We start from the raw sequence: 20,735 nt of genomic DNA, 5'->3' as shown, positions 1-20,735 counted from the left end.
AGACAGCCTTTTTGAGACTAAGGCTATATAATGGAAAAGAACTTATATAATATAAGGATCAGCGAGGAGGGAATGGAACAAGGAATAATATGGTTCAATTAAAGACGATGATTCAATTCAAACAGGCTGGAAAGTTTCAGGTAAATGGCAAAGAAAAACGCATGGTACTAAAGAATGTGACAGCAGAGGTACCCGAAGGAGCGATTATTACGCTGGTGGGGCCTTCTGGTTCAGGGAAAAGCACGCTTCTGTCTCTTTGCAATCTGTTGCTGACTCCGGATGAGGGGGAAGTATGGATACAGGGAAGAGAAGTAAGAAACTGGGATGTAAATAAGCTGCGACAACAGGCAGCGCTGGCTTTTCAGACAGCCCCGATGATCCCAGGAACAGTGCATGACAATTTGCTACTGGCAGCGCGAATTCATGGTACTGCGCTCTCCTCCCCTGAAGAATTGCTTCGTTATGTAGGTCTTTCAAAAGATTTACTGCAAAGAAGCGCAGAGGAAATTTCAGGAGGCCAGAAACAAAGAGTGGCACTTGCAAGAACGCTTGTAAATGAATCTTCTATATTAATGCTTGATGAAATTACTTCGGCTTTAGACCCTTCAGCAGCCAGAGAGATAGAAGAATTAATAATGAAAATACATAAAGATGAGCACAAAACGATCTTATGGGTGACTCATGATCTAGAGCAGGCACGAAGAATTGGACACTACACGTGGCTGCTTGTAGAGGGGCAGCTGATTGAAAAGGCAGATACAGAGTCATTTTTCCACCAGCCAAAAGAAGAGTTAACACGCCGATTTTTACGGGGCGAACTAAGTGGAGGCAGAGCATAACATGAGTTTGTTTACACTATCTTTAGCCGTTATATTTGTTGGGGTGGCTGTTCTACTGTCAAGCGGATTAAAGCTTGGATTAGAGAAGGACATCATTATTGCAGCTGCCCGCTCTGCTATCCAGTTAATGGCCATCGGTTACGTTCTAACCTTTATCTTTTCCGCAGATAACCCTGTTTTTATGCTTATTATGATTGTTTTAATGATTGCCGTTGCTACTCTCAATATTGTCAAACGAAAGGCCGAGATTCCGGGGATCAGCTGGCGAATAGTTATGACTTTGTTTGTTATTGAGGCAGTGTCCATGCTGTTTTTAATTGGGTTGAAGATTATTCCTCCAGCCCCAAGGTACGTTATCCCATTTAGCGGGATGATCATCGGGAGTTCGATGATCATAGCGAGCTTATTACTGAACAGGATGAAAGCCGAAATTATTTCAAGAAAAGCGGAAATAAATGTTATTCTTTCGCTCGGAGGCACACCTAAACAAGCGGTACAGATGATTTTAAAAGATGCGGTCCGTGCCAGCATGATTCCCAGCATTGACAGCGCAAAAACCATTGGGCTTGTACAGTTGCCAGGGATGATGACAGGACAAATTATTGCGGGTGCTGATCCGGTCCAGGCCGTTCGTTTTCAGCTAATTATTGTCTTTTCTTCTTTAGCAACAGCAGCTTTAACCAGCATAATTTTGGCAAGACTTGTTTATCCGGCTTTGTTTAATCAATATCAACAGTTATCTTTTAAAGAATCATCATAAAAATAAATGTCATGATGTGTGCAATTCAAACAACCCACAAATTACCACATTAAAGATCCTCTAAATAGGAGAAGCTACTGTATGTACAATCACCAAAAGGAGGATTATGGGATGAACAACAGACCAAAACCAGATGACAGATCAAACAATGTGGAAAGATTGCAGGAGATGGTAGAAAATACAATCGGAAACATGGAAAGAGCAGAAGAAACCATGATGAATGCTGAAGCGGAACAGCGTGAAGCGATTGAAGAGAAGAACGCACGCCGAAGAGAAAGCATTGCGGGAATGCGGGCGGAAATTAAAGATGAAGCAAGCGACCGTGAAAACGGACAGATCAATGGTTAATAAAAAGGACGCAGATTTGCGTCCTTTTTATTAACGTACAACTTTACATAATATATTTATGATTAACTATAGCATTTAGAAATTTTCTTTGGTATTCCTCAATGTCTCATTCATCCTCATAGCTGTGATCATCCCTGCTGCTAAAGGCAAGCATGCCACTAAACCAATCGCCCAGCTTACATTTAGCCTATCAGAAATGATACCGGCCATCAGTGCGCCAAAGACATAACCACTGTCACGCCAGAAACGATAAATACCTGTAGAGGTAGCTCTCCAGCTTGAAGGGACAATGTCGCTGATGGATGCTATCAAAGTTGGATAGACCATAGCTGTTCCAATTCCTAACAAGGCTGCTCCTATAATCCATAAGGAATAGGTATCGATGAAGAGGAGTGACCAAAGAGAAAAAGCCTGCAGCCACATGCCGACGGTAATTAACCATTTACGGCCAATCCGATCACTCAAGGCCCCTGTAAAAAGCTGAAAAACTCCCCATGCTGCGGGATAAATAGCCGTAATTAATCCAATCTGTCCGATGGTCAATCCCCTTGAAGAAAAAAATAACGGGAATAACCCCCAGGCCATACCATCTTTTAAATTGGTTGCCAATCCAGCAAAACTGGCACTTGATAAATTCTTATCTTTCCAAGTTGTTTTCCAAAACACAGTTTTTAAATTATTTGTTTGTACATCGTCTATCTTTAAATTTTTAATATGTTTTTCTGTGTCAGTTATCACTAATGAAAGCAAAAAGCCAAAAACGGCAATACCGATGCCAATGTAAAATGGTTCGGGGCGCAAAGAATAGTTGGATGCCGTGTATCCTGAAATCATAGCAAACAAGGCCACCCCAATGTAACCGGCAAATTCATTTAATCCGATAGCTAAGCCACGCTGTGTCTTTTTTGACAAATCAATCTTCATATTTACGGTCATGGACCATGTGAGTCCTTGATTAATTCCTAACAGGATGTTAGCAAATACAATCATCCACCAAAATTGAGCAAAAATAATGATTAATGGAACGAATAATCCAATAAACCAGCCTATTAACAGCACTTGTCTTCTTCCGATCCGGTCTGCTAAATTTCCGGCAAAGAAGTTAACAATCGCTTTCGAAAATCCAAAGCTGATAATAAAAGACAGGGCGGCACTGGCTGAAGCAATGCCAAATTGCTCTTCCCCTATGAGAGGAAGAATGGTTCTTTCAAGGCCGATCATGGAGCCTACAAATAAATTAATAACGACTAATAATGAAAATGGCAGAAGGTTTTCCTTTATGCCAATCGTATTCAAATTACTCACCTCTTGAAAAGGATATTTTTTCATAAGGACACTTTTTTGAAAGACTGTTTTCTATGGTTATAAATGCTTAGCAATAGAGATTATTTATTACAAACTATTGAGCTGGTTAAAACTATTATACCCATACGGGTATGAAAGTGTAAATGGGGTTTTAAATTCAAACAAAAGGTTTTCATATTTATAGAAGAAACGAGCGGAACGTTAAATGTTGCACCTCTCTGTTTTGTTTTCCGTAAGATAAAGTGAAGGGGATAGGGGGGAAGCATATGCATAATGCGTATCATTATTCTATTGTAAGCAGGCAAACTAATCAGTTGATTGCCAATGTTGAAAAGGCGATCAATGGAGAATATACGGCCATTCAATGCTATGCAAAACTGGCGGAAATGGCTCCAAGTAAGGGAGTGAAAAAACAAATTCTTGAAATTCGTCGAGATGAAAAAAGGCATTTCCAGCAATTCATGCAAATGTATATTCAATTAACCGGACGTCAACCACAACCGCAGCTTTTAGAACGCTGCCCTAACAAATATATTAAAGGCCTGGAATTCGCTTTAAAAGATGAACAAGAAACAGTGGATTTTTATTTAGACATTGCGGACGAAGCACCTAGCCAATATATCAAGGAAACGTTTCGCAGAGCAGCAGCAGATGAACAAAACCACGCTGTTTGGTTCCTTTATTACTTTGTCAAAGGGAGAGATTGAGAGGGAAAATTGAGCACAAGAATACTTGCTTTCAACAGGTATTTTTATGCTTTGCCGCGTGGTTTTTAAAGCCAAAAGGGTTTCCGCGATTACAGAACAATCAATAATATTGGCAAAAATATTTATGTGAAAAATTCAAATAACATTTCAAAATACTTCTATTAAAAACCATGTAAATAGGAAACGCTAGTGCTTGTATTCACTGTGAAAATAAAAAACAAATTGAAAACACTCGTAAAATTCATCAGGAGAATGCCGTTTTATCATTTCTTTCGCCTTCTGTGGGAGGAGAAAATTTGCATGTTTCTTCTTTTTATGAAAGGGAAATGAATGATGTCAAGAAATAACAGTGGAATCAGCAGGAGGGAACTATGATTAGTGGAGTGATAGATGTAGCCATTTTAGGCGGAGGCCCAGGCGGGTTAAGCGCAGCTCTCGTATTAGGAAGATCCTTAAAGAAAGTAATAGTAATCGATGAGGGAAAGCCGAGAAACCAGGTAACCGTTAAAGCACATGGATTCTTAACGAGAGACGGAGTAAGTCCCTCTGAAATTAGAGAAGCAGCTCATGAACAAATGAAGGCGTATCCTAATGTCCAGATATGGAAAGACGTTGTTGAAAGTATTAATAAAAACAATGGAGTTTTTGTCATAAAAACAAAAAAGGGGAACACCGTATTGAGCAGAAAGGTGATCGCTGCTATGGGGATGAAAGATCATTTGCCAGATATTCCAGGAATAAAGGAAGTGTACGGGAAAACATTATTTCATTGCCCTTATTGTGATGGGTGGGAACGGAAGAATGAATCGCTCGCTGTAATTGGCAATGGGAAAGCATTGATGCCTTTTATAAAAATTATTTATAACTGGAGCAAAGATCTAATTGTATTTACAAATGGAGAGGCCAATATCAGTGATGAAGAAAAGCAGCAGCTTGTGCAGCACCACATCCAATTAAAAGAGTCTCCGATCCGAGCAATCACATCGAGCAATGGAAAAATGGAACGGCTAATTTTGGAAAATGGAGAGTCGATCCCAAGAAAAGGGGGATTTATGACAACGACTGGGGAAAAGCAAGCTTCTATGATTCCTGCCACGCTAGGTGTTCCGCTAAATGAAAAGGGAGAATATGAAACTGATGAACACGGGCAGACAAATGTCAAAGGGCTATTCGTTATCGGTGATGCCAAAAACACATTTACGAGTCTGATTGGCGCTGCTAGTCAGGGATATGAAGCGGGTGTCATCATCAATAACGAGTTTGCAGAAGAAGAATGGGACTAAAATAAATTTTTCCCATCATTCCTTTCAGACAAACAGCACACATAAGTAAGAGCGTGTGCATCCTTCTCCCTCTTTGAGCTGAACGGTTGTGTAATTAACCGGACATAAAAGAAGAAAAAGGCTTATATTGCAAATTTTAAAGAGAAGTGTATTAAAGCTAATACAATCATGTTAATACCAAACAGTTATTTAAAAAACGATCTCCTGATTGCATGGTTTTTTAAATAGCTGTTTAATATTAATATGACTTCACTTCAAATTTTAATTTCTTGCAGCCCGTACCTGTGATCATATGTGGATTAAAACCTTTCAATGATTACATCCATCATTTTAGATGCAATGTAATAGGCTATTAATGAATATAACGCTCTATCCCAGCTAAAGATAAAACCTGCACTGCAAAAAATGAAGAAATTTATAAACATAATGATCTTGCCAACAGAAAAAGAGATTCTTTGGTTAAGCAAAATCCCCAAAATTTCTGTCCCATCAAGAGATCCACCGTACCGGATTACTACTCCAACACCAATCCCTAGGAAGGTTCCTCCCAGAACCGATGCTAACAATAGATTTTCAGTTGGAACAGGTACATTGTAAAGAAAAAACGTTCCGAACGATAATATACCTATCCCTAATAAGGTTGTTAGTACAAATTTTTTACCGATTTTTTTATAGCCTAGATAGAGAAAAGGAAGGTTTAAAATCAATAGAAGCAATTCTAATTTCAAATCTGTTAAATAGGATATAATGATTGAAATACCGACGATCCCACCATCAATAATATGATTCGGCACTAAAAAAATCTTTAATCCGAGAGATACAAAAAAAGCACCTAACGCAACAAACAAGGCGTGCATCATTCGTTCGGCTTTTGGTAACTTGCTTCGTTCCAACTGACCATCTTCCAGCGGCACATACTTTATCAGTATAAGTGCTGGTAATAAAAATCCAACGCTCCCCTCAAAAAAAGCGACCAGTCTAGACCAGCCAATTGGAACGATGCCTCCATAGACACCGTAGAATAAGGTCGTTGCACTTAATTGCAGGGAGTTCAATAATTTTTCCAAGAGTAGTTTCTTATGATCGTTGAATGGAAAGGGGGCGATTAATGATCCTAAACCCAAGAGATCTAAGAGGAAGTAGATAAAACTAAATGTGACTAAAACATTTATATAAAGAAATAAAAAAATGATTAATATATAAATTTTTCCTTCTCTTTGTATATGTGAGAACATCTAGTCGCTTTCCCCTCTCATTTGATAGACAAGTCATTGTAAATTCTATGATAGAATTTTTATTCCTAATACTAGGATTGATGAGAGGAAATTCTCTGCAATTGGAGGGAAGCCTTAATGTGTTTTTCTAACCTGTTCTCCAATGGCTTATGATGTTTAATAAAGTCTGTATGAATTTTTTACTAAATGAAATAATTTATCTTTTTTAATAAAAGAATCAAGCAATTATATAGAAATAAAGCGTATTTTGAGCCAGCTTTTTTAAAAATACGCTTTATTTCTTGCGTTCTTTTATCCATATTTATAATAGTTTCTTCATCAAACCTTATTAGAAAGTACAACCGTTTTGAATAAAAAATCCATTAACTATCTGAAACTATAGACTTTTCTGTATAAAGAATTTATAGTAGTTTTAAGACTAACTACTAATGGGAGGGTTTATGGAAGAAAAAGCGATTGTTGAATTGCAAAAGCTCGGATTTTCAAAATATGAGTGTAAGGCCTATATAGGCTTATTGAAATCACCTGCGATAACTGGCTATGAATTAAGTAAGCGTTCGGGCGTTCCGCGGTCAATGATTTATGAGGTGTTGGGGAAATTACTTGATAAAGGAGCTGTTCAAACAGTTCCTTCGGATCCCATTGTCTATCAACCTGTTGATCCGAAACGGTTGCTTTCTCGTCTGAAAGAAGAGATGAATACATCGTTTGAATGGTTAGAGTCTTCTCTTACAGTGTTAGAGAGTGATCAAAAGATGGATGTGGTCACTAGAATTGTCCAATACGAGCATATCGTTCAAGAAATGCTTTCGATGATTCAATCAGCGAAAAAAGAGATCTGGCTGTCCATCTGGGCTCCACTTGTGAAAGAGATTGAAAAGGCTGTTCGGGAGAAAGAAGGAACGATACCGATTTTTACGGTTTTGTTTGGGGCGGAAAATAAGACATTAGGACACACGTATCACCATAACTATATGGCTCCAGGCATTGTCAGTAAACGCATGAATGGCTATTTAACTATTCTCATTCGAGATGAAGAGGAAGCTCTCATTGCTAAGTTTAGCGACAAAGGTTCAGAGTGGGCGGTGAAGTCGACAGATCCAGCTCTTGTTCTTGTAGCTACCGAATATATTCGGCATGACATTATGGTGGAAGAAGTCACAAATGCGTTCGGCCCTGAAAAGCTAGAAGCGCTGTGGAAATCGCGAGAGGATTTGATTCATGTAATGACAGGAAAAAACAGCTTAACATAAAGCTGTTTTTTCATCACAAAAATAATAGTCGTTATGCTTATAACGACTTAAGGGACGGATTAGATGTATGCAAAATTAAAGTTTGCCAGCTCTATGGCTATATTTGGTTCAATTGGTCTATTTTCAGAAAAAACCGGTCTGCACTCGATAGAGTTAGTTTTTGTGCGTTGTCTTTGTGCAAGCATTCTTTTAGGAGCAATATGGGTTTTTAGCAAACGAAAAACAAAACAACAAAAGCAAGCGCCTATCCCTCGTCGAGAGTATCTACTTGCCTTATTATGCGGGCTATTTCTTATCATAAATTGGGTCTTTTTCTTTCGTTCTTTAGAATTGATGCCTATTACTGTAGCAGTGTCCATTTATCATTTAGCACCGGTTATTGTGCTCCTTTTAGGCTCTGTTATTTTTAAAGAAAAAATAACTAAAATAGGATTGCTCTTTTTCTTTGTTTGCTTTTTTGGCACATTATTAGTTGGAGGAATCCATCAACATACTACTCTTGATGGTTTCTTCGCTACCGGTATTTTATGGGCATTTGCAGCGGCTTTTTTCTACGCCCTTACTTCCATTACGGGAAAGGGAATTCAAGTACTTAGTCCAGTGTCAACAACGGTTATTCAAACAAGTTTAGGTGTTTTATTGTTGATGCCGTTAGTAGATTGGACAAGTTTTATACCTCTTACCTTCACAAACTGGTGTTATATCCTTGTGACAGGATTTATTCATACTGGATTTGTGTTTTACTTATTTTTCAGTAGTTTGCGTGAATTAAAGGCTCAAACCATCGCTCTTTTAGTCTTTGTAGATCCGGTTGTTGCCATCTTGCTTGATGTAACCCTTTTACACTATCGTCCGGATGCTTACCAGCTGCTTGGAATCATTCTGGTATTTGTGGGAATCAGTTATTCTCCTAAAAAAGAAGAAGAGTTAGAAAAAGCGTAAATGTGTTCGCTCAAACTATTAATCCAGCGCTTGTGGTGGAGTGAGTTGAAGTGATAAGGGCAAGGAAGAGATAGGCAAAATGAAGAGGAACGCGATCGTCATAATTCATGCGTTCAGAGCAAAAACTTTGATGAAAGCCTTAAGGGGGACAAACCTTAAGGCTGAATTTGTTGAGAGTGTTATTTTGGGCGACACTTTAAGCGGAGATGCAATCAGCTATTCACTTCATTAATAAGCATGAGTTCTGACAGATATATTTAGCTCATGTATCAGTAAAACTGAAGTCACCATTAAAAATAGTAATTTTACTTAAGGGTAATTCAATTATAAAATTAGTTACAATTATTAGAATAGTCTAAAAATAGCTTTGCGTTTAAAAGAACAAAGAGGTGCTTGCTGATTAAACAAGAAAGGGGAATAAAATGCTTGGAAAATCTTTTGTCAAGGGGATTGTTTCCGTTCCAATTGTTTTGGTTTTATTAGCCGGATCTTCCGTTATAAAGGCTGCATCTGATCAGCCGCTGCCGGCAACTCATTCAACTATTTTAGCAAATAAGGGCGTTTATAAACAGTTGGATTTTGCGGATAAGGAAGATTTTAAGAATGCACAGAAAGGATTTATTGCACCTTTAAATAAGAATCCTATTAAAAACTCAAAAGGTAACGTAGTATGGGACAGCAATCAATATTCATTTATTAAAGAGAACCAGCCAGCGAGCTCTACCGTAAATCCGAGCTTGTGGAGACAGGCTCAATTACAAAATATTTCAGGCTTATTTAAAGTAGTGGATGGCGTTTATCAAGTTCGGGGACAGGATTTATCGGTGCTTACCATTGTGGAAGGAAAAACCGGATTAATCGTTTTGGATGCGCTTTCTACAATTGAAACAGCTAAGGCAGCCATGGAACTGTATTTCGAGCATCGCCCCAAGAAAACAGTAAGTGCCATTGTTATCAGTCATAGTCATGTGGATCACTTTGGCGGTATAAAAGGCATTGCCCAATACGCGGAAAATCCAGCAAAAGTGCCTATTATTGTCCCAGCAAAATTTAACGAAGAAGCGCTGAGTGAAAATGTTCTCTTAGGTAATATCATGTCTCGGCGTGCAGGTTATATGTTTGGCAACCTTTTGCCTGCTGGTGAAAAAGGGTTCGTTACTTCCGGTATTGGCCCGGGGCTAAGTAACGGAACTTTTAGTTATTTGCCTCCAACAATGGAAGTAAAGAAAGATATTCAAACGGTAGAGATAGACGGAATAACGTTTGAATTTCTGTTGACTCTGGACTCAGAAGCTCCATCCGAAATGCATTATTATATTCATGACTATAAAACGCTGGTGACAGCCGAAAACACAGGGCATACATTACACAATATTTACACATTAAGAGGGGCTAAAACGAGAGATGCCTTAAAATGGGTAGAAGCATTGGATAAAACAGTGGACCTATACGGAAGTAAAGATATAGAGGCTATGGTTACCGCTCATTCTTGGCCTGTATGGAATAAAGAGCGCATTTTAGAACAGTTGAAAAGCCAACGTGATTTATACAAGTATATTCATGACCAAACTATCCGATTGGCTAATTTGGGCTTTACGCCGGATGAAATTGCCGAAAAGCTAAAGCTTCCTGAAAAGTTAGACAAATCCTGGGCTAATCGAGGTTATTATGGAACGCTGAAACATAATGTTAAGGCTGTATATAACTATTATTTAGGATATTTCAACGGTAATCCGTCCGACTTAGATCCCTTACCTCAAGAGGAATCGGGAGAGAAATATGTGCAATATATGGGCGGGGAAAAGAAGGTTCTTAAGCAGGCAAAACTTGATTATAAGAAAGGAGAATACCGCTGGGTAGCTCAAGTCTTAAAGCATGTAGTCATGGCGAATCCCAATAATATAGAGGCAAAAAACTTATTGGCTAAAGCTTATGAGCAGCTAGGATATATGGCTGAATCCTCTGTTTGGCGTAATTTCTATCTTACCGGCGCCGAGGAGTTAAGGAATGGTGTAGCAGACTCGAAGGGAACGGGTGGAATGATGAATCTGGATACACTGCTCAATATGCCAGTGGATGATTTTCTTAAATTTTTGTCGATTAAATTAAATGGAACAAAAGCAGAAAATAAAAATATGGTGTTTAACATTACATTTACAGATTCACAAGTTAACTATGTAATGAATCTAGAAAACTCCGTGTTAAATTTCAAAAAGGGGAAGGTAGCATCCAAACCTGATACAACATTAGTGTTAGATAGAGTAACCTTCTACATGATTGCTTTAGGGAGAGAGAATTTGTCTGAAATGGAAAAAGCGGAGAAGGTTTCTGTTTCTGGCAGTAAGGAACGCTTCGAAAATTTCTTGTCTTTACTCGATCAATTTCACCCTAAAGTTAATATCGTTACCCCATGATGGCGGCTGCTTTAGATTATTTATAAAAAATAGCTTACATTCGGTAAAAAGGATGGATGACCACTATTGATTCCCGCGAGTTTAATTCTTAACCTCGTGGGCTTGAATTTAATCGTTAATTCTGCAGCCATCCATCCCTGTTTTCATAAATCCACTCACCGTTCTTTAATTAAATCATCCTGCTTGATAACAGAATTGAAAATCAATAAGGTGAAAAAATATTCAACCTTTGACAATTTGAAAGCAATTGTAAGCGCTTCCTGTGAAGGCTTGAAACAGCGCGTTGCCAATATAGATAGAAGTCTTTAAAACTGGAGGGATGAGGAATGCAGTTGTATGTAAGCAAGAAACGAAAATTTATTATCAGTGGTCTCTTATTTATTGGGATGATTTTAAGCTTTTTTGATCGAGTGGCCATAAATGTCGGTATTATTCCTATTACAGATGAGTTCCATCTCAATACGTCTCAAACGGGTTTGCTAATCAGCATATTTTTTGTTAGTTATTCTCTAATGCAGCTGCTTGGTGGGTGGATGACCGATAAATATGGAGCTCGAGTGATGATTACGGTCTCTTTATTTAGCTGGTCTGTATTCACGATGATGACAGGGTTTGCGTGGTCATTTCTATCTTTATTATTCGTTCGTTTTCTGTTCGGATTAGGAGAGGGGCCTTTCTATCCAGCCAGTATGTCCACGATAAGAGAGAACTTTCCAGAAGAAGAACGGGGCCGGGCCAATTCCTTTTTCTTGTCTGCTCAAAATATTGGGGGAATATTAGGTACTGCTCTTGCTGCTTCCATGGTAGCTGCGTTCGGCTGGAGAGGCATGTTTACTATTGCGGGGGTTTTAGGGATTTTAATTTCTTTTGGTATTTGGTTTGTTCTCAAGCCTCAAAGCACAAAAGAGGTTAAGCAATTCAATAAAATACAAAATAAAGTTTCTATTAAGTTATTGTTTAAAACCGAAAATATTTGGAAACTCATTACGTTCAAATTTCTATCTAATATTATTAACTATGGTCTAATATCATGGATGCCTATCTATTTAGTTAAGGAAAAAGGGGTCGAGTTGGTAGCCGCCGGAGGATTGTTGGCGATTCCTTATATTTTTGGGTTTTTAATGTTTAATGTCAGCGGGTGGCTGCTGGATAAATATATGGCTAATCGTGAAAAATATCTTGCTGCTGCAGGCGCCTTATTATCGGCAATTTTTCTCTATTTAATGTCTAACGCCACATCTATAGCACTTATCATCACCTATCTTACTCTTAACTCCATAGCGCTCTCTTTCTTTGGAACCGTTCTTTATACAATTATTATAAAATATGCTCCGAAAGAAGTTACCGGTTCTGCCTCTGGACTTGTAACTTTTGCCGGGCAAATTGCCGGTGGTGTTTCGCCTTTGGCTATTGGCCTAATTATTCATCTATTTAATAACTCCTACAATGCAGCTTTTTGGTTTTTAATGATCGTAGCGTTACTCGGAACAGCAGTGGCCATATCTATCAAAAACAATCCAACTCAACCGGCAAAACCATACGAAAAAACAACTACCATAGTATAAAACTAGAAAGAGTATCCTATTTAGCGTAGATGGTTTAAACTGTTCTAATCTTCTTCTCTAAAATTGAAAGGGTTTTCCGTTAGAGATATGATATTGGTAGCAGGATAGAAGGAGAATGAGCCATGAATATTGAACAATTAGAATACATTATAAAGGTAGCCGAGGTAAATTCAATTTCCACAGCTTCAGAAAAACTCCACATTTCTCAGTCTGGAATCAGCATGGCTATTACAAGTCTCGAAAATGAATTAGGTATCAAAATCTTCAAGCGATCACGATTAGGAACCATACCTACAGAAGACGGAAAAGAAATTATCCAAAAAGCTCATGAGGTATTGAGCAAGCTGGAGGAAATTAGAGACAGTGCGCAAATGCACTCGGATACAATGGAAAAAGAGCTGCGTCTATCATCCACACAAGGTTTATTTCTTACGATTTTGCCCAAATCCTTAGCCTTATTTAAAAAAAAGTACCCTGAAGTAAAAATTATGATTGAAGAAAAAGGGGGACAAGAAATCATCGAAGATGTATTAAATGATAAAATTGACATCGGCCTATTAAATATTCCACCGCTTAAACCAAAGGAAAGTGAGTTGGAATTTCAACCTTTAATGGAAGCGAAAGTAATTGTGTCAGTCAGCAGGAACTCTTCTTTAGCAGGCCGAAAAAGTATAAGCCCCGAAGAACTGCTGAACGAAGACTTAGTCGTCTACAATGGACCAAAAATGAAAAGGTTTATTAAAGAATTTTTTGCTCGTTACGGCGAAATGAATGTTTTGTTTTTCACAAATAATACAGAGATTATCAAAAAAACAGTCGCTGAGGGATTAGCCATTTCCTTTTCTTATGATATTGGAATGAATAGTGATCCCTATTTTCTAGGCGGAGAACTGGTAGCTATTCCTTTAATAAATCTAGAAAACAATTCAATGGAACTGGGCTACGTTCGCTCGAAGAAGCAATATTTTTCAAAGGCTGCTAAGGAATTTATCAAATGTCTCGAATTTTATACTACTCTTAAATATTAGTTTCCTATGTTGAAGGGAAACTAATATTTTTTTATCTTTCATCAATATTTTTTATGTACTTATCATATTTTGTTATTTTACTTAAATGAAATTTATATTTAAAATTAATTATTATAATATTTAAAACTTTTAAATAGTTGGTAGATTCTACAAAATAAAAATCGAAAGGGGAAGCCTATGTTAACGACGCGGGAAGAAGAATTAGAGATACTTCAAACAAAGTTGCAGCATTTTATTCAAAATGAATTGCTTCCGTATGAAAAGAAGCAAGGGTTAAATGCTGAAGAGGATATTCCGATGGAGGCTATTCAGTGGGTAAGAAAGCGATCAAGGGAATTGGGCTTTTACGGCATTAATCTTCCTGAAAAGTATGGAGGGCAGGATGTTAGTTTAAGAGGGTTATGTATGCTTAAGGAAGAATTGGCGCGTTCTGGAGCTGTTTTATGGGGGCAAGTGATTGGCGAGATTGGTGGACCACTAAGAATCGGCCAGATGTTGGAAAGCTTTACAAAAGAGCAGATCGAAAAATATGTGTTGCCCGTCGTATCTGGAGAAGCTAGCTGCTGTTTTGCACTGACAGAACCAAATGCTGGATCGGATGCTTTTGCTATTGAAACAACAGCTGTTAGGGACGGTGGCGATTATATAGTAAATGGGAAGAAGCACTTTATTAGTGCAGCTCCTTATGCTGACTTTGCTATTGTCATAGCCAAAGAATTGCAGGAAGGAGAAAAAGCAAGGATTACCGCTTTCTTGATAGATAAAAAAACATCCCAGCATTCAGGGTTTGAACTGGGAGATATTCAAGTTCCCCTATCAGGAGAACGAATACATGCTGAATTGATTTTCAAGCAATGTCGAGTACCTGCCGCTAATATCATCGGAGAACCAGGAAAAGGGCTGCTGCTCGGATTGAAAAGAATAAACACCAATCGCGTTTCACATGCAGCGGGTTTTGTTGGAATGGCTCAACGTCTTCTCGATTTATCTATTGATCATGCTAAAACGAGAGTGCAACACGGACGGCCTATCAGTGATTTTCAAGCAATTCAGCACATGCTCGCGGAAATGGCAACGGAGATCTACGCAGCGAGGTGTATGGTCTATGATGTGGTTGAAAAAATTGACAGAGGAGAGGAAGAGAGAGCCGGTGCATCTATGGCTAAGTTGTTTGCTTCAGAGGTGAATAGTCGTGTGGCTGATAAAGCTATCCAAATTCTTGGCTCTAAAGGATTAGTGAAAGGGCATCCGGTAGAAAAAATGTATAGAAGTGCGCGGATGTATCGAATTTTAAGTGGAACCTCAGAAATCCAAAAAAATACGATTGCTAAGGCACTATTGAAAAATTAAGAGCTCTTTTATGGAGGGGATAATGAATGTGGGATAAGGTAACATTTCAATCACTGGTGTATAAAGGAATAAAGCGATTTGGCGAACTGCCAGCCATTACTTTGCTACCGAGTGGAGAAACGATAACTTATAAAGAGCTATGGAACAAGATAGAACGGATTTCTTCTTACTTACTTCGCTTAGGTGCCGGAAGAGGTATTCACATAGCGACTATTATTCCAAATAGCTTGGAAAGTGTGATGTTTGGTTTGGCTGTTCAGCAATGTGGTGCTACTTTGATACCAATAGGTGAAAAGCTAGGAAAACGAGAAATAAATTTTATTTTAAAAGAAACAAAACCCAAACTGGTGATAATAGCTGCACAGACACACTTTGATACCTTCCTCGAATATTTAGAAGAAGCAAAAGAAGAAGGTGTTCATATCATTGGCCTTCCTGAATTTGGTCATCATTATCCGGAAGGGTTTGAACAGTTCCAATGGCCCGAAGAAATCAAAGATGTAGACTTGCCAATTGCTAAGGAAGAAGATATCGCTCTTCTATCCTATACAGGCGGGACAACCGGTACGCCTAAAGGAGTAATGCATTCTCAGCAAGGATTGGGTGCTGCCATCATTTCCGCTGCTATCGAGGATCCGCTTGACGACCGGGACCGATTATTGCTGAGCACGCCAATTGTTCATTCGGCCGGTTCGTTGCTTTGGAGATCTCTTGTGTCAGGAGTGCATATTTATGTGATGCGATCATTTAATGCGGAAACGTTCATACAAGCCATAAAAGACCATGAGATTACGACCACCTTTATGGTGCCGACTATGTTATATAGGCTTCTCGATCAGGCAAGGAAGATTGACTATGATATGAGCTCGATGCGCAGCATCTTCTATGGAGCGTCACCAATTTCGCAAAAGCGTTTAAAAGAAGCTTTCGAGGTATTTGGACCAATTATGCGTCAGCAATACGGAATGACAGAATGTAATATTGTCATTACAAGACTATCGAAAAGCGCTCATATTTGGGCTTATCATAACAATGCAGAGGTGTTGAAGAGCTGTGGGAAGCCATGCCTATTTACTGAAGTTCGTCTGATTGACGATAAAGGAAACGACGTAAAGCCGTTCGAGCTTGGAGAAATTATCGTAAAATCACCAGCGATGATGGTGGGTTACTATCAAAGACCTGACCTTACCCAGGAATCCATTCGTGACGGCTGGTTCTACACCGGGGATATTGGCAGGTGGGATGAAAACGGTTACCTTTATATTGTAGATCGGAAGAAAGATATGATCATTACAGGTGGAATGAACGTATATTCTTCAGAAGTGGAACGAGTAGTGAATCAGCACCCCTCTATTGCATTAAGTGCGTGTATAGGTGTTCCCCACCCAGATTGGGGGGAGGCGGTATGTATAGTTGTATCACTGCGAGAAGGATTGACCTGTACTAGCGAGTAATTAATTGATTTCTGCAAACAAAGAACCTCCAAATATATGATACCTAAAGTCGTCCATTTTCTTGATAAATTTCCATTAACACCGATTGGGAAAATTGATAAAAAGGCATTAAGAAAGATGTTTGCAGAAGGTATTTTAACTATCTAGGGGAGTTTTCTTAAAAGAAGGTTTGACTAAGCGATATGATGACTGCCTCTCTCGGAATATTTTGTTTTGGTTAGATCTTTACTCTGTTTAAGGAGAGAGAATATGGTTACTACAACAAGCTTGTTGCTTTTCATTATTGGAATCATCGCCGGGGGATATGGAACAATTGTTGGGGCTGGAGGGGGATTTATATTTGTTCCCGTGCTGTTAATTGTCTTTCAAATGGAACCTACAGTTGCAGCAGGTTCTGGCTTGGTATTGGTATGTATTAATTCCATAGCCGGAGCAATAGGATACGCGAAAAAAAAGATGATTCATTACAGAATAGGGGCTGCTGTGGGAATGGGCGCGTTGCCTAGTTCTATTGTGGGTGTCTGGTTCCTGCAATCCTATCCTTCTAACTTTTTTTATATCCTTTTTGCCAGCATTTTAATTGCATTAGGCTTGTTTTTATTAGTTAAAAATGTGCCAATTCGACTCAACAGAAAAGAAGCTCTAGTAGCTAGCTCCAAGGGGAAATCCGAACACTTATCTATACGAAATAAAAGCATGGAGCCTTCCTTGCAAAACCCCGCTCGTTTAATGATTATACAATTACTAACAGTGGGTTTTTTTATCGGAGTATTATCCAGCTATTTGGGAATAGGCGGCGGCTGGCTTCTTGTTCCAGTCTTAATTTATTTATTTCATATTTCACCTCACCAGGCAGCTGCAACCTCCGTCTTTTCTATATGTTTATACTCTTCGATTGGGGGGTTCTTTCAATTCTTATATGGTCATGTAGATTGGGAGATAGTTATTTGGGGAGGGATAGGAGTGACCATTGGAGCGCACCTTGGAGTAATTTCAGCCCAGAAACTGCCAAGTAAAATGATTATCCAAATGTTATCCATATTGCTAATAGTTATCGGGTTTCGTATGTATTTAAATTAAAGGTGCATAGGCTAGTCGCTTAGTAAAAGAGAAGAAATAAAAAGTGGCTCCTTTGCCTTGGAGATTTCGTGCGATTGGCGAAGGGCAGCCTAAAAGTCGGTGGCTTCCATCTTACGGAAACGGCTTTGTTGTAGTTTCTTTATTAGAAAATTTTATCCTGGAATGGTTGCGTATGATAAAAGAGGTGAGGGAGTTTATGCCAAAGCAGTATAGCTTTATTTCTCCTATCGAAATCCATTTTGGAGAGAAATCGGTACAAAAGCTCGAACGGATTTTTCGAGAGCTCAAGAGCAAAAGCGTATTTTTAATTTGTGATCCTGTTGTTTTAAAGTTAGGGCTTGTTAAAAGTGTAATAGACATCGTTATGAGAAACAACATTGCTGTTAAAGTTTGTGATCAAGTAGAGCCAGAACCATCTATAACACTAGCGCAACAATTTCTTGATGAGATACACCAAGATCGTTATGACCTTGTAATTGGGATAGGCGGTGGCAGTGCACTAGACTTAGCTAAGTCGGTAGCGGTGTTGGCTGCTCACGAAGGAAGGGCAGAGGAGTATTTAAACTTAACACAGCAAAGAAAGATTTCAAAAAAAGGCATTAAGAAAGTGCTGATTCCTACTACCGCTGGAACGGGTGCGGAGGTAACGGACATTGCGGTATTTAGCGTGAATGAGACAAAAGATGTTATTACTCATAAATATTTACTTGCGGATTACGTAATTGTTGATCCCGAACTAACATATTCACTGCCACAGCAAGCTACTGCTGCAAGTGCTGTAGATGCATTTACTCATGCCATTGAGTCCATTACTTCAAGGTTTTCTAATCCGCTATCCAATGCTTTTGCGAAAAATGCGCTAGAGCGGATTTACCAATGGATCCGAGTAGCTGTTTGGAATGGGGATGATAGACTTGCTCGTCAACAATTATCACTCGGCAGCCTGGAAGCAGGATTAAGTTTTTATAACGCAGGAGTAGCAGGAGTACATGCTTTAGCTTACCCGTTAGGAGGACAGTTCAAAGTAGCGCATGGAGAAGCGAATGCGGTGTTGCTGCCATATGTATATGCGAATATTTGGCCGTCATGCGTGAGGCAGTTAGCCGAGGTAGGCCAGATAATTGGATCTTATTCAACTGGGAAATCTGAACGTGAAAATGCCAAAAAAGTTGTACAGTCGCTATATGATTTGGTTAAGGATTCAGGCTTGCCACTTTCTCTTTCTGCTTATGACGTGAGGGAAAAGGATTTAAAAAATTTAACAAGACATGCACTTTTACAAGAACGATTATTAGAAAGAAGTCCTAAAAAGTTAACAGAAAAGGATATTTATGAAATTTATACAAACGCATATACTGGAAGGTTAATTTTAGAATAAGGGGTTAAGAAAGGTTTGTATCTAACAACTCAGATTACGAAGAAGACCGTTAAAAAGCAAAAGAAATCCTACGATAGAAAAACTGCTCAAGACTTTTATTTCGATAGTAAATAATCAAGGGGGGGATTATTTTGTATCAAAACATTCAAGTATACATACAGGAGCAAATTGGAGTTATTGAAATTTATCGAGAGGAGGTTTTGAATGCTTTAAATAATGAATGCATTCTCGATATTCGTGATGCGCTTTATTCCTTTAAATATGACGATGAAGTGCGTGTTGTCATTATTAAAGGTAGCGGAGACAAAGCATTTGCCGCAGGGGCAGATATAGAAGAACTTCAACATTTAGATCATCTTGACGTCATGACTAATGAAGGTATCCACGACCTCCTAAACGAGCTTGAAACATTTGAAAAACCGACTATCGCGATGGTAAATGGTTTTGCTCTAGGGGGAGGATGTGAATTAACACTAGCCTGTGATATTCGAATCGCTTCAAATAATGCAAAGTTCGGGTTGCCAGAATTAAATCTTGGCATTATACCGGGAGCTGGAGGCACACAAAGATTATTACAGCATATAGGACTCGGAAACACACTTTATTTGATTTTTACAGGAAACATGGTCGATGCGGCAACTGCACAACAAATGGGTTTAGTAAGCGCTGTAGTAAACCAGCAGGAGCTTGAAAAAGAAACATTTAACATAGCTAAAAAAATAATAAGTAAAGGACCGGTAGCCACGAAATTTGCAAAATTGGCCATTAAATCTCAATCTCGAGCAGCATTGCAAAATAGTCTCCTTATTGAAAAACTGGCACAGTCGGTGTTGTTTGCTACTCAAGATAAGCAGGAAGGTATGGAAGCATTTTTTAAAAAGCGTAAGCCAGAGTTTAAAAATCAATAAGATGAAACGGTACATAGTAAGACAATGCGAGTAGAGGAATGAATAATAAATAAAAGAGAGATAAATATGTATACAACAACGCTTACTCCCCGAATTTCTGAAACAGATGCTGTAGGGCATATTAATAACACTACTATTCCAATCTGGCTAGAAGCCGGGCGTCATCAAATCTTTGCTTTGTTTAACCCGGATCATAAATTTCACGATTGGAAAATGATCATTGTTAAGACAACGATTGAGTACAAGGAGCAAATCTTTTTTGGGGTGGATATTGAAGTTTGCTGTTGGGTAAAAAGGGTTGGCCATACTAGCTTGGAGCTGTATGAGGAAATTTGGCAGGCAGGGAAAAAGTGTGTAATTTCTTCTACTGTTTATGTGAATTTTAATAAAGAACATCAGCGGAGCGAAGCAATTCCTTCTTCACTTCGCATGGAATTAGAACAACATTTACTTATATGAAAGCATGTAAAATAAATAGTGAATTTTTTCAATAAAACGAAGTAGCTTATAAAGATAAATTTACCGGGGGAGGGCTTTTTATATTACTAATGATTGGCCCTATTTTTTGTAGGGCTTGTGTGATTTTTGCCCTATCTTTATCGGAATGATTGCTACCATTTGCTCTAAATCAGCCATAAAAATCTATTATATGGATATTTAAAAAAGTTGTTGACTGCGTATTTAAGAGAATGATATATTAATATTTGCTGTTAAAGCAGCTGATTTGGCAGAAAATATTTTTTTGAAAGTCATTGACATTATGTTGGATAAATGTTAAGTTAAATAGGTCGCTAAAAACGACTCAGATGAAATTGATCTTTGAAAACTGAACAAAATACATGCCAGTAAGTTAATTCTTATTTTTAAAACATGAGCAAGTCAAACA

Annotated in this window: 18 protein-coding genes; 16 read left to right on the top strand and 2 right to left on the bottom strand. The window is 38.5% G+C overall.

The features are described 5' to 3' along the window. Positions 1 to 89 precede the first annotated feature (89 nt). From ACH0BF_RS23270 to tlp, 3 genes are all read left to right on the top strand, one after another. Positions 90 to 839 (top strand): ABC transporter ATP-binding protein, encoded by a 750-nt coding sequence (locus ACH0BF_RS23270; RefSeq protein WP_259455739.1) that lies wholly within the window; start codon positions 90 to 92, stop codon positions 837 to 839. Between the two features lies 1 nt (position 840). Continuing rightward, positions 841 to 1,599 carry an ABC transporter permease gene (locus tag ACH0BF_RS23265; RefSeq protein ID WP_120037498.1) on the top strand — a complete coding sequence of 253 codons (759 nt, stop codon included), beginning with the start codon at positions 841 to 843 and terminating at the stop codon, positions 1,597 to 1,599. A gap of 111 nt (positions 1,600 to 1,710) precedes the next feature. Continuing rightward, entirely contained in the window at positions 1,711 to 1,947 is a 237-nt protein-coding gene (tlp, locus tag ACH0BF_RS23260) for a small acid-soluble spore protein Tlp (protein ID WP_120038209.1), read from the top strand. Between the two features lie 75 nt (positions 1,948 to 2,022). Here tlp and ACH0BF_RS23255 read toward each other — a convergent pair whose 3' ends face one another. Further along, positions 2,023 to 3,276, bottom strand: coding sequence for an MFS transporter (locus ACH0BF_RS23255; RefSeq protein ID WP_406910387.1), 1,254 nt, complete (start codon positions 3,274 to 3,276; stop codon positions 2,023 to 2,025). A gap of 242 nt (positions 3,277 to 3,518) precedes the next feature. Between ACH0BF_RS23255 and ACH0BF_RS23250 the strand changes: the two genes are divergently transcribed. Together ACH0BF_RS23250 and ACH0BF_RS23245 are read left to right on the top strand one after the other, a co-directional pair. Beyond that, positions 3,519 to 3,959 carry a ferritin-like domain-containing protein gene (locus ACH0BF_RS23250; RefSeq protein WP_340854533.1) on the top strand — a complete coding sequence of 147 codons (441 nt, stop codon included), beginning with the start codon at positions 3,519 to 3,521 and terminating at the stop codon, positions 3,957 to 3,959. 371 nt (positions 3,960 to 4,330) lie between these two features. Then, positions 4,331 to 5,242: an NAD(P)/FAD-dependent oxidoreductase gene (locus ACH0BF_RS23245; RefSeq protein ID WP_340854532.1), complete on the top strand. Its 912-nt coding sequence runs from the start codon at positions 4,331 to 4,333 to the stop codon at positions 5,240 to 5,242. 299 nt (positions 5,243 to 5,541) lie between these two features. Here ACH0BF_RS23245 and ACH0BF_RS23240 read toward each other — a convergent pair whose 3' ends face one another. Continuing rightward, on the bottom strand, positions 5,542 to 6,477 hold the full coding sequence (locus ACH0BF_RS23240) for a YitT family protein (protein WP_340854530.1): 936 nt from the start codon (positions 6,475 to 6,477) through the stop codon (positions 5,542 to 5,544). 440 nt (positions 6,478 to 6,917) lie between these two features. Here ACH0BF_RS23240 and ACH0BF_RS23235 point away from each other — a divergent pair, with 440 nt between their 5' ends. From ACH0BF_RS23235 to ACH0BF_RS23185, 11 genes are all read left to right on the top strand, one after another. Then, complete coding sequence (locus ACH0BF_RS23235; protein WP_340854529.1) at positions 6,918 to 7,730, top strand: TrmB family transcriptional regulator; 813 nt, start codon at positions 6,918 to 6,920, stop codon at positions 7,728 to 7,730. Between the two features lie 63 nt (positions 7,731 to 7,793). Then, a complete protein-coding gene (locus ACH0BF_RS23230; RefSeq protein ID WP_340854527.1) occupies positions 7,794 to 8,672 on the top strand; it encodes a DMT family transporter in 879 nt (292 codons plus the stop codon). Between the two features lie 422 nt (positions 8,673 to 9,094). Next, the gene (locus ACH0BF_RS23225) at positions 9,095 to 11,086 is read left to right on the top strand and encodes an alkyl/aryl-sulfatase (protein ID WP_406910386.1); all 1,992 of its coding nucleotides are present in this window, start codon (positions 9,095 to 9,097) and stop codon (positions 11,084 to 11,086) included. 326 nt (positions 11,087 to 11,412) lie between these two features. Next, complete coding sequence (locus ACH0BF_RS23220) at positions 11,413 to 12,651, top strand: MFS transporter (protein WP_340854524.1); 1,239 nt, start codon at positions 11,413 to 11,415, stop codon at positions 12,649 to 12,651. A gap of 122 nt (positions 12,652 to 12,773) precedes the next feature. Beyond that, positions 12,774 to 13,679: a LysR family transcriptional regulator gene (locus ACH0BF_RS23215; protein ID WP_120037508.1), complete on the top strand. Its 906-nt coding sequence runs from the start codon at positions 12,774 to 12,776 to the stop codon at positions 13,677 to 13,679. Between the two features lie 177 nt (positions 13,680 to 13,856). After that, positions 13,857 to 15,029 carry an acyl-CoA dehydrogenase family protein gene (locus ACH0BF_RS23210; RefSeq protein ID WP_340854522.1) on the top strand — a complete coding sequence of 391 codons (1,173 nt, stop codon included), beginning with the start codon at positions 13,857 to 13,859 and terminating at the stop codon, positions 15,027 to 15,029. 26 nt (positions 15,030 to 15,055) lie between these two features. Next, entirely contained in the window at positions 15,056 to 16,483 is a 1,428-nt protein-coding gene (locus ACH0BF_RS23205; RefSeq protein ID WP_406910385.1) for a class I adenylate-forming enzyme family protein, read from the top strand. A 249-nt stretch (positions 16,484 to 16,732) separates the two neighbouring features. Further along, on the top strand, positions 16,733 to 17,563 hold the full coding sequence (locus ACH0BF_RS23200; RefSeq protein WP_340854517.1) for a sulfite exporter TauE/SafE family protein: 831 nt from the start codon (positions 16,733 to 16,735) through the stop codon (positions 17,561 to 17,563). 52 nt (positions 17,564 to 17,615) lie between these two features. After that, positions 17,616 to 18,941, top strand: a complete 1,326-nt coding sequence (locus ACH0BF_RS23195) for an iron-containing alcohol dehydrogenase (protein ID WP_406910384.1) — start codon at positions 17,616 to 17,618, stop codon at positions 18,939 to 18,941. A 131-nt stretch (positions 18,942 to 19,072) separates the two neighbouring features. Next, positions 19,073 to 19,849 (top strand): enoyl-CoA hydratase/isomerase family protein, encoded by a 777-nt coding sequence (locus tag ACH0BF_RS23190; RefSeq protein WP_340854515.1) that lies wholly within the window; start codon positions 19,073 to 19,075, stop codon positions 19,847 to 19,849. 66 nt (positions 19,850 to 19,915) lie between these two features. Continuing rightward, a complete protein-coding gene (locus ACH0BF_RS23185) occupies positions 19,916 to 20,308 on the top strand; it encodes an acyl-CoA thioesterase (RefSeq protein WP_120037519.1) in 393 nt (130 codons plus the stop codon). The last annotated feature ends 427 nt before the right edge of the window (positions 20,309 to 20,735 follow it).

This window comes from Pseudobacillus sp. 179-B 2D1 NHS (assembly GCF_045370945.1).
Classification (GTDB): domain Bacteria; phylum Bacillota; class Bacilli; order Bacillales; family Domibacillaceae; genus Pseudobacillus.
Note: the sequence above shows the minus strand (reverse complement) of the source record. Positions and strands in the feature narration are given on the sequence as shown.

What these genes read in the sequence shown, in the direction of transcription:
- ACH0BF_RS23210 (WP_340854522.1), top strand. Translation starts at nt 13,857, where the DNA reads ATGTTAACGACGCGGGAAGAAGAATTAGAGATACTTCAAACAAAGTTG.
- ACH0BF_RS23185 (WP_120037519.1), top strand. Translation starts at nt 19,916, where the DNA reads ATGTATACAACAACGCTTACTCCCCGAATTTCTGAAACAGATGCTGTA.
- ACH0BF_RS23255 (WP_406910387.1), bottom strand. Translation starts at nt 3,276, where the DNA reads ATGAAAAAATATCCTTTTCAAGAGGTGAGTAATTTGAATACGATTGGC.
- ACH0BF_RS23265 (WP_120037498.1), top strand. Translation starts at nt 841, where the DNA reads ATGAGTTTGTTTACACTATCTTTAGCCGTTATATTTGTTGGGGTGGCT.
- ACH0BF_RS23220 (WP_340854524.1), top strand. Translation starts at nt 11,413, where the DNA reads ATGCAGTTGTATGTAAGCAAGAAACGAAAATTTATTATCAGTGGTCTC.
- ACH0BF_RS23250 (WP_340854533.1), top strand. Translation starts at nt 3,519, where the DNA reads ATGCATAATGCGTATCATTATTCTATTGTAAGCAGGCAAACTAATCAG.
- ACH0BF_RS23215 (WP_120037508.1), top strand. Translation starts at nt 12,774, where the DNA reads ATGAATATTGAACAATTAGAATACATTATAAAGGTAGCCGAGGTAAAT.
- ACH0BF_RS23245 (WP_340854532.1), top strand. Translation starts at nt 4,331, where the DNA reads ATGATTAGTGGAGTGATAGATGTAGCCATTTTAGGCGGAGGCCCAGGC.
- ACH0BF_RS23235 (WP_340854529.1), top strand. Translation starts at nt 6,918, where the DNA reads ATGGAAGAAAAAGCGATTGTTGAATTGCAAAAGCTCGGATTTTCAAAA.
- ACH0BF_RS23225 (WP_406910386.1), top strand. Translation starts at nt 9,095, where the DNA reads ATGCTTGGAAAATCTTTTGTCAAGGGGATTGTTTCCGTTCCAATTGTT.
- tlp (WP_120038209.1), top strand. Translation starts at nt 1,711, where the DNA reads ATGAACAACAGACCAAAACCAGATGACAGATCAAACAATGTGGAAAGA.
- ACH0BF_RS23240 (WP_340854530.1), bottom strand. Translation starts at nt 6,477, where the DNA reads ATGTTCTCACATATACAAAGAGAAGGAAAAATTTATATATTAATCATT.
- ACH0BF_RS23230 (WP_340854527.1), top strand. Translation starts at nt 7,794, where the DNA reads ATGTATGCAAAATTAAAGTTTGCCAGCTCTATGGCTATATTTGGTTCA.
- ACH0BF_RS23200 (WP_340854517.1), top strand. Translation starts at nt 16,733, where the DNA reads ATGGTTACTACAACAAGCTTGTTGCTTTTCATTATTGGAATCATCGCC.
- ACH0BF_RS23270 (WP_259455739.1), top strand. Translation starts at nt 90, where the DNA reads ATGGTTCAATTAAAGACGATGATTCAATTCAAACAGGCTGGAAAGTTT.
- ACH0BF_RS23205 (WP_406910385.1), top strand. Translation starts at nt 15,056, where the DNA reads ATGTGGGATAAGGTAACATTTCAATCACTGGTGTATAAAGGAATAAAG.